The organism is Lactococcus hircilactis (genome assembly GCF_009601015.1).
GTDB classification, from domain to species: domain Bacteria; phylum Bacillota; class Bacilli; order Lactobacillales; family Streptococcaceae; genus Lactococcus; species Lactococcus hircilactis.
On sequence record NZ_WITJ01000008.1, the window covers coordinates 35,159 to 48,772 of the forward strand.

Here is a 13,614-nt window from a genome sequence, read left to right on the forward strand (position 1 = left end):
TGATTTTTAGCGAAAAATCCACAGATACAGTTAGTGCTATTTTATCATTTTCAAGTTTAGATTTCAAACTAGAAACTGCACATGTCTTCTTTTAATGAGAAAATTCTGTCAGTACTGACAGAACACTCACTTTGCTTGATAATGATAGTCTGGATTGATTTCTTTATCCAATGCCACAAAAGCTTCTTCCATCCGACGATTGATTTCTTCAATTCCTTCTGGATTCGCTTTTTTAATATCTGAAATGTCGATGGGTTCACCAAAATTGACATCAACGCGCTGACGTTTAAAAATCCCTTTCATATTTTGTGGGCCTTGATAAACAGCTGGGACAAGACGGACCTTCGCCATCTTCCCAATCACAGCGACACCTCCTTTGAGCTCAGAAGAATGACGACTTCCTGTTGGAAACATGATTAAAGATTTATCAGATTCTTTTAGCTGCTTCACAGCATATTTTAGCGTTTTAGGACTTGGATGATCTCGATCCACTGGAAAAGCACCACAATGCCGAATCCACCACGCTCCAAAAGGATTTTTAAATAATTCTTTTTTTGCCATAAAAATAAATTGTTTTGGGCGCGTCGCAAAAGCAAAATAAACTGGCTCAAGTGCCATCCGATGAGGGGCGACTAAGATATAGTTTTCCTCACGATTCGGGATCCGATCAAGATGGTGATAATGAGCATTCCCATTAAAAATCAAAAGTAAAAATTGAACTAAACCACGTAAAAATGCGTAAAACATAGATTCTCCTATTTATTCAAACTGTTATGATTATAGCATATCAAAAGCACAAAGGTAAACCTTTCGTGCTTTTATTTTCATCTTCACGCTTTCTCTTTTGGTTTACGATAACTAAAGAAAGCCAGTAAACAAATGACGATTGCAAAAATGGAAAGTTGGACTGGATTTGTTACAACTTGTGAAATCAAAACAAAAATCAATAGTGCAAGGACAAACAAAGTGATGAGTTTTAGAAAAAGATGTCCCGTTTCTTTGCGTTTAAAATACATGATGCTCGCTGCCAAAAGTAACATGATCCATACAATCGTAATCGTAAATGAAATTGATCCTGCGACAAATCCCCAGAAATGTGACCCAAAAATAGCAGACAAAATGACGCCCAAAAACAAAATTGCCGCACTCACCAAAACCGCACGAATGGGAACTTGGTTTTTGTTCAAGTGATTCAATTGCTTGCCAATGCCATGTGTCGAAGATTGTACACGAGAATAAAGAGAACGTGATGTCGCATAAATCGCAGAATTGACCGCAGAAAAAATCGCAATAATAATGACCAGTAAAATCACCTTGTCAGCATATGGAATTCCAATTTTTGTAAAGATTGTGGCAAATGGACTTGGCGCATTAGGATTAGACACTTTTGACCACGGTAAAAGTTGAAGAAATAAAAAGATAGGAATCACGTAAAATGAAATGATTCGAATTAAAATTCCCCGAACCGCTTTTGGAAGGGCTTCTTTAGGATTTTCAGTCTCCGTCACAGTCACCGCAACTAACTCAGACCCACCAAATGAGAAAATGACAATCAATAAAGAAGTCAACACCCCTTGAAATCCATGAGGAGCAAAGCTAGGTGCAACACTGGTGGATGCTTTTTGAACCGCTGGTGCCGTAAATCCCAAATGCGTGTCGTTGATAAGCAATAAATAAGCCCCCAAAACGATTAAAATAATAATGACAGCAACTTTAATGAAAGCAAGCCAATATTCTGTCTCTGCAAAAGCACGCACAGAATAAAGATTGATGACAGTGCCAAGGACCGCAACAATCAATGCAAACACCCAAAGCGGAACGCCTGGAATGAGCATGCCAAGAAAAGTTGAAACACCTGCTTCTTCAGCAATCAAAACAGCCATCCATGTCGCCCAATACACCCAGTCTGTAAAATGCGCCATCCGTCCCCCCACAAATGCTTTCACAATTCCTGACATTCCAGATTCGTGAATTTCTTGGTGAATGACCATTTGACCCACGCCATACATAACAATATATAGCATCAATCCTGCTAAGATATAGGAAATAAGCACAGCAGGTCCTGCTGCTGCGATGGCTTGACCTGAGCCTAAAAATAGACCAGATCCAATAGCTCCCCCAAGTGAGAGCATGACAATGTGTCTTGTCTTCAAGGAAGACTTGAGTTTTTGATCAGAATTTTCCAATAAAAATTCCTCATTTCTATAGTTTTCTTATCTTTCGCTCATAAAGCGGTGACAAAACCCTGCTTGGAGTCTAAGGTCGATTAATTTTGTCAAAGATAGAGATGAAGTAAAAAAAGAAAGCTAGGTAAAAATTTACCTAGCTTTTGAAAATCAGAGGCTAGGATACACAAAAGTTGCATCTAGCCTACGCTACACACAACTACTCACTGCCCAAAATAAAAGATGCCTTGATGCGTCTTAATCATCTGATTTTCCTTTTCTTTTTCTAAACTTTATCTGATTATATCTTTTTATGCGCGAAAATGCAAGGATTTATCAGACTATTTTGAATTAATAATCTGCGAAAAATCCAAATCCAAAAGCGTTTCATGCGTGAGCAGATAGGTCTGAAGGCCCACTTTTTTTGCTCCTTCAATATTTGCAGCATTGTCATCAATAAAGAGTGTTTCATCCGCTTTTAAATGCGCTTTTTCTAAGACGCCTAAAAACGCCTCAGTTTCTGGCTTTCTCATCCCTAAATCGTGAGAATAAAAGCACGTCGTAAAATAAGCACTTAAAGGTTTTTGAGTTTGATCTAAACAGGATTGTTCAAAAGATGCCGCATGAATCGCGTTCGTATTTGAAAATAAATAAAGGGAATATGTTTTTGAAAGGCGTTCAATAAGTGCCATTCTTCTAAGATTATAGGGAGCTAAGATCAAATTCCATGCGGATTTAATTTCTTCATTTGTCAGATTGGTTTGTGTTGTTTGACGAAAGCCGTCGTAAAAAGCTTCTGGAGTAATTTTTCCAAGTTCAAGATTTAAAAACAAATCACTTTGCGAATTAAAATTAAAATAGGAGGAAAAATTTTTGATGCCTAATGCTTCAAAACGAGAAGTCATCTCATTTATCTTCAGATCAATCACAACGCCTCCCAAATCAAAGATGATATTCTTTATCGTCATTTTTATCCTTCTTTCAAATAAGGCACGCCAACTGAGCGTGTTGCAGCATACGTTTCTTCTTCTTGATTTCGATCATTTACCATGTGGAACAAGAAGTTAAATACAGGAACAATCACAAAGAGCCAATGCCCGTAATATGGGAAAATAATGGCAATAATCATGATGACAATATTCATCAAAATCGTTGAAAAAAGTCGAATTAACCAAACGCGTCGCCAAAATTTAAAGGATTTTGGCATTTTATGAAAATGATCTTTTGTTATGGAATAACTCAAAAGTTCTTGTTGAAGTAAAATCACAATCAAAACTAATCCAAAATTCAGCGCACTAAATGCTGTAGGTGCAACCATAATCCATTTGGTCAATAGCGGAATAAGAGAGAGCAGTCCAATAAAAATAAAATCTTGAATGATGATTTTTTCTGTGATTTCTTCTGTCAGTGCAAAAATTTTATGCCGATTAAACCAAAAGTTTGCTGTGACAACAAAACTTACCAGAAAAATACCGACAGAACTCAAAAATTCCCAATACCCTTGATTGCCCGTAGGCACAGGGATTTCAAGGAGCATGATTGTGATAATTACCGCAATGATTCCATCAGCGAACGCTTCAATGTGATTACGCAATTTTTGTTTTCTTAGTTTCTCATCTTCTAGTGTATGACGCGTCATGGATTCTTGCAATTCAGCGATCGTCATTTGAGCATATTGTGGATGCGTATTGATAAACTCTTCTTTTAATTCTTCACGGGCTTGCATCATCTCAGGATTACTTTGGATTTCTTTAATTTTCCTTTTTTGACGTTCTGTCATCCTTTTGTTTTGCTGACTTTTTGCTTGCTCTTTTGAGTAATCGTGATCGAGCGATTGAATCAGATTATTTTGCCAAATTTCTCCAATTTGATCAACCGTATCCTTCTTTTTTACTGGGGGTGTGATGCGGCTTTTGCTGCTTGGATGCGTGAAACGCTTTTTTTTGATGGTGCTTTGTTGCACTCTTTTAGGCATTTTTTCTTACTTCCTTTGTATCCAAAATAATGGTCACAGGACCGTCATTAAGAAGATTTACTTGCATATTTGCTCCAAAAATTCCTACTTTTGTAGGGACAAGTTGAGACAGTTTTTCGTTCAATTTTTCATACATCGCCTGAGCAAAATCAGGCTTTCCAGCTTGACTAAAGCTCGGACGATTGCCTTTTTTCGTTTCTGCATATAAGGTAAATTGTGAGATTGATAAAATCTCACCTTGAACGTCTAGGACTGACAAATTCATTTTATCTTCATTATCAGAGAAGATCCGCATCTGAGTGATTTTGCGGACGGCATAATCAAGATCTTGCGCTGTATCGGCATCCTCTATTCCGACAAGCAACAAAAGTCCTTGATTAATTTTGCTAAAAAGAAGATTGTCAGTGCTGACAGAAGCATTTTTTACACGTTGGATTACTATTTTCATACCTTCTATTATATCAAGATGTTCGGGAAAATGGGGGCAAAAAAAGACAAAAAGGGGGATTTTTTGGTTCTGCTTTTGGCAGGTTCAAAATTTAGCTGTTTTGTGTTTTTGAGTCGTGCGTTCAGTGCTATCAAAAAAACTTGTCACTGACAGAAAGAAACGGCTGTTTGTCGCTCTTTTTGTCAGTACTGACAAGAATTTTTTCATTATGCATTTGTTCGTTTGACTGAATAAACATCGGGTGTCATCTTGATTTTATCGACAATGATGGTCAGCTCTGATAGATTTTTGATTCCAATCGCAATGTGGATATTGGCCATCTTGCGGTCTTTTGTGGGTTGCGCATTGATGGAAACAAGATTTTTTGTTGTATTTGAAAGAACTTGCATGACATCATTGAGTAATCCTGGACGATTAAATCCGTAAACATCAATGTTTGCAATGTATTCTTTTTGGTTTGCATCTTCATTGTCCCACTCGACTTCAACCAATCTTTGTTCAAATTCTTCTTGATTTCGGACGTTTTGGCAATCTTCTCTGTGAATACTCACGCCACGTCCCTTCGTGATGTATCCAATGATTTTATCTCCAGGGACAGGATTACAGCACTTCGCAATTCGCACGAGTAAACTATCAATTCCTGCGACATTTACACCGCCATCTTGACGGATTTTCATGACGTTTTTGCCTTCACGCTTGACTTCACCGCTCATTAATTCTTCTGATTCGGCTTTTTGTCGCTCCCGCTCGATTTTACGTCGATCGCTTTCTGTAAGGCGATTCGCAATGGTTGTCGCTGAAATTTCACCAAATCCAATCGCTGCAAAAAGAGATTCTGCTGTACGATAACTGGTTTTATTAAAGAGTTCATCCAGATGCTTTTTATCCAAATATTGATTTGGAACAAATCCTAACGTTTCAAGGGCGTTTTGTAGTAATTCACGTCCTTTATTAATGGAACTTTCTTTATCTTGATTTTTAAAGAATTGCTTAATTTTATTGCGTGCTTTGTTTGTTTTTACGAGATTGACCCAGTCACGACTTGGACCAAAACTGGTTTTGCTCGTGATAATTTCTACGCGATCCCCTGTTTTCAGGACATAAGTCAACGGCTGCATTCTTCCATTAATCTTGGCGCCGGTCGCGTGATCTCCGACTTGGGTGTGGATATTGTAGGCAAAATCAATCGGTCCTGAGCCAACAGGAAGTTCTTGGACAGCACCATCTGGGGCAAAAACATAGATTTTCTTTGCAGAAAGTAAATCTTCTTGCACTGCTTTGACAAATTCTTCTGCAGAGTCTCCTGTATCTTCACGAAGTTCAACTAATTCATGAATCCAGTTGAGCGTTTCAGAAATTTCGTGAACATCCACTTTTGATGTGACACCTTGTTTATATGCCCAGTGCGCTGCAACCCCGTATTCAGCAATTTGATGCATTTCTTTCGTCCGGATTTGAAATTCAATCGGTCCTTTAGGTCCATAAACTGTCGTGTGAACAGATTGGTATCCATTCGCCTTAGGGTTTGCGATATAGTCTTTAAAGCGTCCAGGAACTGGTTTCCAAAGGTCATGAATATAGCCCAGCGTCGTATAAACATCGCTTGTGGATTCTGTAATGCATCGAATGGCAATCAAATCGTAGATTTCATCAAATCGCTTCTTTTTATCGTGCATTTTTCGATAAATCGAATAGATATGCTTTGGACGGCCGTAGATTTCCTCTCCTTCTACACCAACACTATGCAAACGCTCATTTAATTTATCAATCACTTCGTTGACTAAATGTTCACGATCTCCTCGCTTTTCATTCATTAATCCACGAATGCGATAAAATTCTTGTTCTTCTAAATAACGAAAGCTAAGGTCTTCAAGCTCCCACTTGATGTTTGCAATCCCGAGTTTATCTGCAAGGGGAGCGTAAATGTCCATCGTTTCACGTGAAATGCGTTTTTGTTTATCTGGACGAAGATGTTTGAGCGTGCGCATATTGTGCAGTCGATCCGCCAATTTCACAAGAATAACGCGAATATCTTTTGACATCGCCATTAATAATTTTCGATGTGTTTCTGCTTGTTGTTTTTCACGCGTGAGGTATTCTACTTTCCCGATTTTTGTAACACCCTCAACAATATCTGCGATTTCATCTCCAAAAAGTTCTCTTAAATCAACGGAAAGAAAATTGGTATCTTCTACAACATCATGCAAAAACCCACACGCGACCGTCACTGCATCCAATTGCAACTTTGCTAAAATTCCTGCGACCTGAGTAGGATGGACAATATACGCTTCACCTGAAGCACGGTATTGCTCTGCGTGCGCGATAGAAGCACAATCCAGCGCCTTTCTCACAAGCAAAACATCCTTTTCATTCATGTATTTTTCAGTTATGGCAACAACTTGTGCGCCTGTTAATACGGGTTCTGAAGGCATCTTTTCATCATGGCTAAATTCTTAGTTCTCGAAGTTTTGCGCTTTTTAGCGATAGATTTAGCCTTTCCTCCTTATTTTATTTATCCTATTCTATCATAAATCTAGTCAAATACGATGTTTAATCCCATCTTAAAATCTTAAAAAAAATAAAAAGACCAAAAAATGGTCACTTAACATTGTTTATTTCATTTTAAAGAGGTCAAAATATGCTGAAACTGCTGATAAAGCATAGAGTGGTGCCGTTTCTGCTCTCATGATTCTTGGACCTAATCCGATTGTTTTCGCTCCAGCATTTTCAAAATTTTCTATTTCCTCTGGTGAAATGCCTCCTTCTGGTCCAAAAATCAATAATAGTCGTTCTTTTTTCTTGAGCTGCGAGAGCTGTTGAACAAAGGCAGAGCGCTCTCCTGCTTTTGCTGAAGCTTCATAAGCAACCAAAACTGAATCGAAATCAGAGAATTTTTCTGTCAGTACTGACAGATGTTCAAAAAGCTGAACTTCTGGAATAATTTGGCGGCGTGATTGCTCTGCTGCTCCCAGCGCAATTTTTTCTAATTTTTCTTGCTTTTTTATTCTTTTTTTACTGTCCCATTTTGCTACTGACCACTGAAAAGGAGCTGAAAAAATCGCGTGTGCTCCTAATTCTGTTGCTTTTTCAGTGATCCATTCTAGTTTGTCAGCTTTGGGAAATCCAACTGCAATTGTCACCTCGATGGGAAGCTCTGTGCTGACCACATTCGTGTCAACGAGCTTGACAATATGGTTGACAGCATCGACAACCACCGCACGTCCAACCTTGCCCTCATCAAATACCAATCGAAGTTCATCTCCAGTGTTCGTGCGCATCACTGTGAAAATATGATGAATTGCTTCTCTATTTTCTATTGTAAACGTTGTGTCAATCTCTGGCATTTTTTTGAAAACGAAATATTGATTAGCCACCAATAACCCCCTTGCGATTGTCCGTCTTCTTAAAGATGACACAATTCCATTCGCCTTGAGTCATGTGTGTTTCAAGAAAAAATCCTGCATTTTCTGCTGACGAGATGACCATTTTGGCTTTGTCAGCAATAATTCCTGACAAGATGAGGTAACCTTCTTTTTTGACCAAACGAAACGCATCATCTAGCATTAAAACAAGAATATCAGCCAAAATATTGGCCACAATCACGTCCGCTTTTTTATCGACTCCTCCAAGGAGATTGTTTGCTGACACGTGGATTTTTTCATGACCAGGATTGAGCTCAATGTTTTCTAAAGCCACGCGCACAGCGACTTCATCAATATCGTAAGCAAAAATTTCTGATGCACCAAGATACGAAGCTGCAACAGACAGCACACCAGAACCCGTTCCAACATCAAGCAGGGTTTCACCTCCGCGCAAAACTTGCTCTAAGGCATAAAGTGACAGTTTTGTCGTCGGGTGCGTGCCTGTCCCAAATGCCATGCCAGGATCAAGTGTGATGAGTTTCTCATCTGCTGTTGCGTGATAATCTTTCGTCCAACTTGGAACAATGGTCAAATCATGTGTGATTCTTGCAGGTTCAAAATATTTTTTCCAACTTTCTGCCCAATCTTCCTCAGCTAAATTCTGTGTGGTCAGCTCATAATCACACTCAAAAATCGTTGTCAGTACTGACAATCGCTCTTGTAAACTTGCTGTCAACTCTGTCAACACCAAATGATCTGGATAATAAGCAGTGACACTTACTTTTTCTGACTGCTCAACTTCAGGCAAAACTTCGCCAAATTGATCTACGTGGTTGAGATAATCAGCGCTGTCTATGATTTCAACGCCACCAGCACCCGCAGAGATCAAGATTTCAGAAACTGCTTCCTCAGCCGCTCTTATGATTGTTATCGTGATACTGTTCCAATTGTTCATTGTGTTTTCCTTTTTTATTCACGCATTATTTTTGACTGATAAATAATCCTTGCGTTTTTTGAATATCAAAACTTCCGTTTTGTGCGATTTCTTCTCGAATTTTCGTTTTATTTTTTTGCGAAATGGTTTGGTAGGTTTCAATATAATCAATCAGTGCTTGCGGTTGTGTGACGCTCAATTGATCATGATAGGTTTTAAGCGCAACATTTGAAAAAACGGCAGATAAAATTGATGTCCCATTTTCGAGTGTAAAATTTTGTGGTGTCTTTTCACCATCAAGTTGATGAAGTTCTTTCATATTCTCACACCCAAAAGTCGTACTGTAAAATCTGCCAGAAGCAACAAGGACACGAGAAATTTCATGTAAAGTATAGGAAATATCTTCTAAAAAGAAAAGCAGGTGATTTGCAATGACGACATCAAACGTTTCGTCTTCAAAAGGTAATTTCTTATTTGCATCAACTGAACGATACGTCACATCTCCCTTGATTTGAGCCAAATCAAAAGGGACCGTTTCAGATAAATCGGTCAGGAGTAGTTTACAGTCTTTGGGCAATTTTTGAACCCGCCATAAACTCCCAGTACCACATCCTAACTCCAAAATTTTGAGGGACTCTGAACATTTCATCTGTTCTCTAATCCAGTTTTGAAAACCTTGCGGATTCATTGAATAATCTCTGTGCAATCGGATTCGAATCTCTAAGTTTTCTTGTTCTGTTTTTGTCATCGCGTCACCTTGTTTTTCAACCGTTTGTTGCATATTAGACTTCATTTGTTGCTATTTTTAGTCTTTTTACAAAATTTTTGTCGTCCACTCTTCGCAATTAACGACATCATCGACCCATCCTTCGTAAAATTCAGGTTCATGTGAAACCATCAAAATTGTTCCTGGATAAGCTTGTAATGCACGTTTGAGCTCCTCTTTAGCATCCACATCCAAGTGGTTTGTGGGCTCGTCTAGGATGAGAATATTGGATTCTGAATTCATGAGTTTCGCAAATCGCAACTTGGCTTGTTCTCCACCAGACAACACATGAACGCGACTTTCGATTTGTTTACTGGTTAAGCCTACGCGCGCAAGTGCCGCACGAAGTTCCGCTTGATTCCATGATGGGTACTCATCCCAAAGCTCGTCGAGCACTGTTTTTGTACTAGGATTTTTAATTTCTTGCTCATAATAGGCAATGTCTTGAAAATTTCCACGTTCGATTTCACCATGAAGTGCGGGGATTAAGCCCATTAAACTCTTTAATAAGGTCGATTTTCCGATTCCATTTGAGCCGACAAAGGCAATTTTTTGACGACTTTCAAGTTTAAAATTAATCGCACTAGACAGTGGATTTTCCTCAGCATATCCAATGATTAGCTCCGTTGCTTCAAAAACTAAACGGCTCGGATTGCGACTGAATTTAAAGTCAAAATGAGGTTTTGGTTTCTCAGAAATGGTTTCAACAATCTCCATTTTTGCAAGCTTTTTCTCGCGCGCTTTCGCCTGCCCACTGGTTGCGACATTTGCTTTTTTGCGTGCAATAAAATCTTTGAGTTTGGCTTGTTCTGCAACTTGAGCGTTATGTAACGCTTCGAGCTGAATTTTTTTCTCCTCAAATACACGTTCAAACTCTGCATATCCCATCGAATAGCGAGTTAATCCCAATCCATGAACATGATAAATCACATTGACAACCTCGTCCATAAATGGCACATCGTGCGAAATCAAAATAAAGGCATTTTCATAGTTTTTAAGGTAATTTTTCAGCCAAAAAATATGCTCTTCATCCAGATAGTTCGTAGGTTCATCAAGTAAAAGAATATCGGGTTTTTCAAGCAAAAGTTTCCCAAGTAAAATTTTTGTGCGTTGTCCACCTGAAAGTTCTGCGACATCCTTATCCAGCAAATCCGTCAGCCCAAGCCCTCTGGCCGTTTCTTCTACTTTAGCATCAATGAGATAAAAATCGCCCGTATCTAATAATTCTTGCAACTCTCCCACTTCAACCAGCGCTTCGTTCATTGCTTCTTCTGACATTTCAGCCATTTTCATGTAGGTAGCGTTGATTTCTTTTTCAACATCAAAAAGATACCAAAACGCCTCTGCGAGTGCTTCACGCGTCGTTTTTCCTTTGCCTAGCGCTGCATGTTGATCCATATAGCCGACACGGTGTTTTTTTGACCAAACAACTTTTCCTTCATCTGGTTGCAAACTTCCTGTGATAATCGCCATAAACGTTGATTTTCCCTCACCATTTGCGCCGACAAATCCGATGTGTTCCCCTTTGAGCAGGCGAAAGTTTACATCTTCAAAAATTGCACGATCTCCAAAGCCATGACTGAGGTTTTTTACTTCTAAAATACTCATTTTTTCTAATTCTTTCCAATTTTTAATGCTGTCAGTACTGACAGAAAAATTTTTCTCTTATCCCAAAAGAGGCATACCACTTGAGGCAAAAAAATTCCACTTTCTTGACGCTTTTTATTTGCGAGCACTCTATTATACCAAGATGTAAGCGCAAATCGCTCAAAAAGAGGCGAGAAAGAAGGAATTTTTTGGTTCTGTGCAAGCAGGTTCAAAAATTTCCACTTTCTTGACGCTTTTTATTTGCGCACACGCTATTATACCAAGATGTAAGTGCAAATCGCTCAAAAAGAGGCGAAAAAGAAGGAATTTTTTGGTTTCTTACAAGCAGGTTCAAAAATTTCAGCGTTCTTGACACTTTTTATTTGCGAGCACTCTATTATACCAAAAAAGTTACTGGTTTGTAGCGCTCAAGACTAATGATGTCAAGGGTGCGCATTATGCTTCATCGGACTTCGCTTTTTGCAGTAACAAATGATTAAAAAAAGCAATGTCGCGGAATTCTGACTTTTCAGCACACGTCATCTCCAAACGAAACATTTTTTCAAGCCAGTCGCCCGTATTCTTAAAAGCGTTCGGCTGTAAGCGATTAAACGCACCAATCCCATACTTTTTATCCACTTTGAGCGGGATATTTTCTGTCAGCACTGCTAGGTCGTAATAGTGAATCACTCCAAAGCTTGAACGATGATTGGCGGTACCGTCAAGAAGCATTTGCGCTTCATCAAGATGATTTTCAAAAACAATGCGTTGCATGATGGCCCCTGGAAAATGGTGTTTAATCACTGAAATTTTTCCGTCAGTACTGACAAGTCTTGCAAATTCCGCCAAAATCTCCTGACGCTCCGCTTGATCACACACATACTCTAAAACATTGTGACAAAGGATCAAATCAAAACTTTCTGCTGGTAACTTTTTAAGTTCAGAAAGTCCGCCACACCGCATTTCATAGGGATGAGTTTCACAATGGTTCGCCACCATGTCTAAATTAGGTTCAAGTGCTAAAACCTCATTATTTAACGCCAGAGCATTCGCTGTCCAGCCAAATCCTGCACCAAAATCCAAAATTTTCTTTCCCGAACACACGGGCAATTGCGCCGCAACCAAGCGATAAAACAACGTCATCCAAGGTGTTGATTGTTGCTCATAAAAGTGTTTCAATTGATCATTCATCAGCGCTCCTTTCGCATTCAAAATGAGATTTTCTAATGCTATTTTTTCTCAACTCAAAAATCTGACGAATTTCCATTTTAATATCTCGGATATTTATAAAAAATGGTTTCTGTCAGCGCTGACAGCCCCCTTTGAAAGGCTGCTTCATCCCAAACCATTGAAAAAACTTCTGCGTCATCATCTTCCAAAAAATCCATCAGATCATCTAAACCTTGATGTGCAGTTTCTTGTAAAAATTCAGAAAAATACGCCAAAAATTCACGTGATAATCCCTTGTCAGTGTAAGGAATCGCTGCTAAATAATCATTTTCATCAAAATGTGACTTGGCAGGATTGTAGAAAATAATCGCATCTTCATAGATAATATTTTCTGAAGATTCTACGCCATCAGCATCCGTCAACTCAATGTTCATTGGGTTATTTGCTTCAAGAATAAAATTAACTTCCATTGAGAAATTCTTTTTATCCCAATTCATCTCAAAATCATACGTTAAATTTTTTTCTAATTCATCTTGTAGAACTTCTAAAAAGCCATATTTTCCCATGTTTTCTCCTTAAAACTCGACCTTGCAAGTTGATGTATTCGCGCTTTATACTAAGCTTACACATTTATGTTAAAATAATTATATCAAAAAACATTCACTTTAATGATTAAAAAATGAAAATGAGGAGAAATAATGGAAATCAGGACCATTGAACCTCGTGACTTCGTTGAAGTTGCCACACTTGAAAATCAAAATTGGACCCTAAAAGAAACACCGCATCTCATGGCTGCTACTGCTGAGCAAATTATGAATAAAGTGCTCTCAGGGACTACTTATTTAGTTGCGATTGAGGATGAAAAAATCGTAGGCGTTTTAGACTACAAACCAAGACATCCCTCCAAATACGGAAATCACGTCGTCACGTTCGGACTGGTCACAGATGAAAAAGCACGACAACATGGTATCGCAACACGATTGATTGAAAAATGCTTTGAATGTGCTAAAAACGAAGGCTTCAAAAAAGTCACCATACAAGTTTTAGGAACGAATAAAAAAGCACTCCAACTCTACAAAAAAATAGGGTTCGTACAAGAAGCTCAGCTAAAAAACGAATTTTTGATTCATGGAGAATACGTTGATGATGATTATTTTGCTTATTATTTAGATTCCCAAATGCCGTAAACTTAGTTTACACTGCTGTA

At 38.5% G+C, this 13,614-nt stretch carries 13 protein-coding genes; 1 reads left to right on the forward strand and 12 read right to left on the reverse strand.

Translation table 11 applies throughout. The features are described from left to right. Positions 1-126: 126 nt before the first annotated feature. The 12 genes from GHI93_RS06655 to GHI93_RS06710 all read right to left on the reverse strand — a co-directional run bounded on the left by GHI93_RS06655 (position 127) and on the right by GHI93_RS06710 (position 12,973). Positions 127-747, reverse strand: coding sequence for a lysophospholipid acyltransferase family protein (locus GHI93_RS06655; protein WP_153496284.1), 621 nt, complete (start codon positions 745-747; stop codon positions 127-129). 83 nt (positions 748-830) lie between these two features. Continuing rightward, positions 831-2,186 carry an amino acid permease gene (locus GHI93_RS06660; protein ID WP_153496285.1) on the reverse strand — a complete coding sequence of 452 codons (1,356 nt, stop codon included), beginning with the start codon at positions 2,184-2,186 and terminating at the stop codon, positions 831-833. 320 nt (positions 2,187-2,506) lie between these two features. Then, positions 2,507-3,133, reverse strand: coding sequence for an HAD family hydrolase (locus GHI93_RS06665; protein ID WP_153496286.1), 627 nt, complete (start codon positions 3,131-3,133; stop codon positions 2,507-2,509). Between the two features lie 2 nt (positions 3,134-3,135). Continuing rightward, entirely contained in the window at positions 3,136-4,140 is a 1,005-nt protein-coding gene (locus GHI93_RS06670; RefSeq protein ID WP_153496287.1) for a TMEM175 family protein, read from the reverse strand. Next, complete coding sequence (gene dtd, locus GHI93_RS06675; RefSeq protein ID WP_153496288.1) at positions 4,133-4,588, reverse strand: D-aminoacyl-tRNA deacylase; 456 nt, start codon at positions 4,586-4,588, stop codon at positions 4,133-4,135. Before dtd ends, GHI93_RS06670 begins: the two co-directional genes overlap by 8 nt. 206 nt (positions 4,589-4,794) lie before the next feature. Then, on the reverse strand, positions 4,795-7,020 hold the full coding sequence (locus tag GHI93_RS06680; protein WP_153496289.1) for a RelA/SpoT family protein: 2,226 nt from the start codon (positions 7,018-7,020) through the stop codon (positions 4,795-4,797). A 180-nt stretch (positions 7,021-7,200) separates the two neighbouring features. Beyond that, a complete protein-coding gene (locus GHI93_RS06685) occupies positions 7,201-7,962 on the reverse strand; it encodes a 16S rRNA (uracil(1498)-N(3))-methyltransferase (protein WP_343030333.1) in 762 nt (253 codons plus the stop codon). Then, on the reverse strand, positions 7,955-8,905 hold the full coding sequence (gene prmA, locus GHI93_RS06690) for a 50S ribosomal protein L11 methyltransferase (RefSeq protein WP_153496290.1): 951 nt from the start codon (positions 8,903-8,905) through the stop codon (positions 7,955-7,957). The genes GHI93_RS06685 and prmA overlap by 8 nt, the downstream gene beginning before the upstream one ends. A gap of 25 nt (positions 8,906-8,930) precedes the next feature. Continuing rightward, on the reverse strand, positions 8,931-9,632 hold the full coding sequence (locus GHI93_RS06695) for a class I SAM-dependent methyltransferase (protein ID WP_170272409.1): 702 nt from the start codon (positions 9,630-9,632) through the stop codon (positions 8,931-8,933). 66 nt (positions 9,633-9,698) lie between these two features. After that, positions 9,699-11,258, reverse strand: a complete 1,560-nt coding sequence (locus GHI93_RS06700) for an ABC-F family ATP-binding cassette domain-containing protein (protein ID WP_153496292.1) — start codon at positions 11,256-11,258, stop codon at positions 9,699-9,701. A 435-nt stretch (positions 11,259-11,693) separates the two neighbouring features. Beyond that, positions 11,694-12,428 carry a class I SAM-dependent methyltransferase gene (locus GHI93_RS06705; RefSeq protein WP_153496293.1) on the reverse strand — a complete coding sequence of 245 codons (735 nt, stop codon included), beginning with the start codon at positions 12,426-12,428 and terminating at the stop codon, positions 11,694-11,696. Between the two features lie 77 nt (positions 12,429-12,505). Beyond that, positions 12,506-12,973, reverse strand: a complete 468-nt coding sequence (locus GHI93_RS06710; RefSeq protein WP_153496294.1) for a DUF3013 family protein — start codon at positions 12,971-12,973, stop codon at positions 12,506-12,508. A gap of 132 nt (positions 12,974-13,105) precedes the next feature. Between GHI93_RS06710 and GHI93_RS06715 the strand changes: the two genes are divergently transcribed. Next, the gene (locus tag GHI93_RS06715; protein WP_153496295.1) at positions 13,106-13,594 is read left to right on the forward strand and encodes a GNAT family N-acetyltransferase; all 489 of its coding nucleotides are present in this window, start codon (positions 13,106-13,108) and stop codon (positions 13,592-13,594) included. Positions 13,595-13,614 lie beyond the last annotated feature (20 nt).

Bases quoted from the DNA above. Each gene is read 5' to 3' on its own strand.
- GHI93_RS06655 (WP_153496284.1), bottom strand. From the start codon at position 747: ATGTTTTACGCATTTTTACGTGGTTTAGTTCAATTTTTACTTTTGATT.
- GHI93_RS06665 (WP_153496286.1), bottom strand. From the start codon at position 3,133: ATGACGATAAAGAATATCATCTTTGATTTGGGAGGCGTTGTGATTGAT.
- GHI93_RS06670 (WP_153496287.1), bottom strand. From the start codon at position 4,140: ATGCCTAAAAGAGTGCAACAAAGCACCATCAAAAAAAAGCGTTTCACG.
- dtd (WP_153496288.1), bottom strand. From the start codon at position 4,588: ATGAAAATAGTAATCCAACGTGTAAAAAATGCTTCTGTCAGCACTGAC.
- GHI93_RS06680 (WP_153496289.1), bottom strand. From the start codon at position 7,020: ATGCCTTCAGAACCCGTATTAACAGGCGCACAAGTTGTTGCCATAACT.
- prmA (WP_153496290.1), bottom strand. From the start codon at position 8,905: ATGAACAATTGGAACAGTATCACGATAACAATCATAAGAGCGGCTGAG.
- GHI93_RS06695 (WP_170272409.1), bottom strand. From the start codon at position 9,632: ATGACAAAAACAGAACAAGAAAACTTAGAGATTCGAATCCGATTGCAC.
- GHI93_RS06700 (WP_153496292.1), bottom strand. From the start codon at position 11,258: ATGAGTATTTTAGAAGTAAAAAACCTCAGTCATGGCTTTGGAGATCGT.
- GHI93_RS06705 (WP_153496293.1), bottom strand. From the start codon at position 12,428: ATGAATGATCAATTGAAACACTTTTATGAGCAACAATCAACACCTTGG.
- GHI93_RS06710 (WP_153496294.1), bottom strand. From the start codon at position 12,973: ATGGGAAAATATGGCTTTTTAGAAGTTCTACAAGATGAATTAGAAAAA.
- GHI93_RS06715 (WP_153496295.1), top strand. From the start codon at position 13,106: ATGGAAATCAGGACCATTGAACCTCGTGACTTCGTTGAAGTTGCCACA.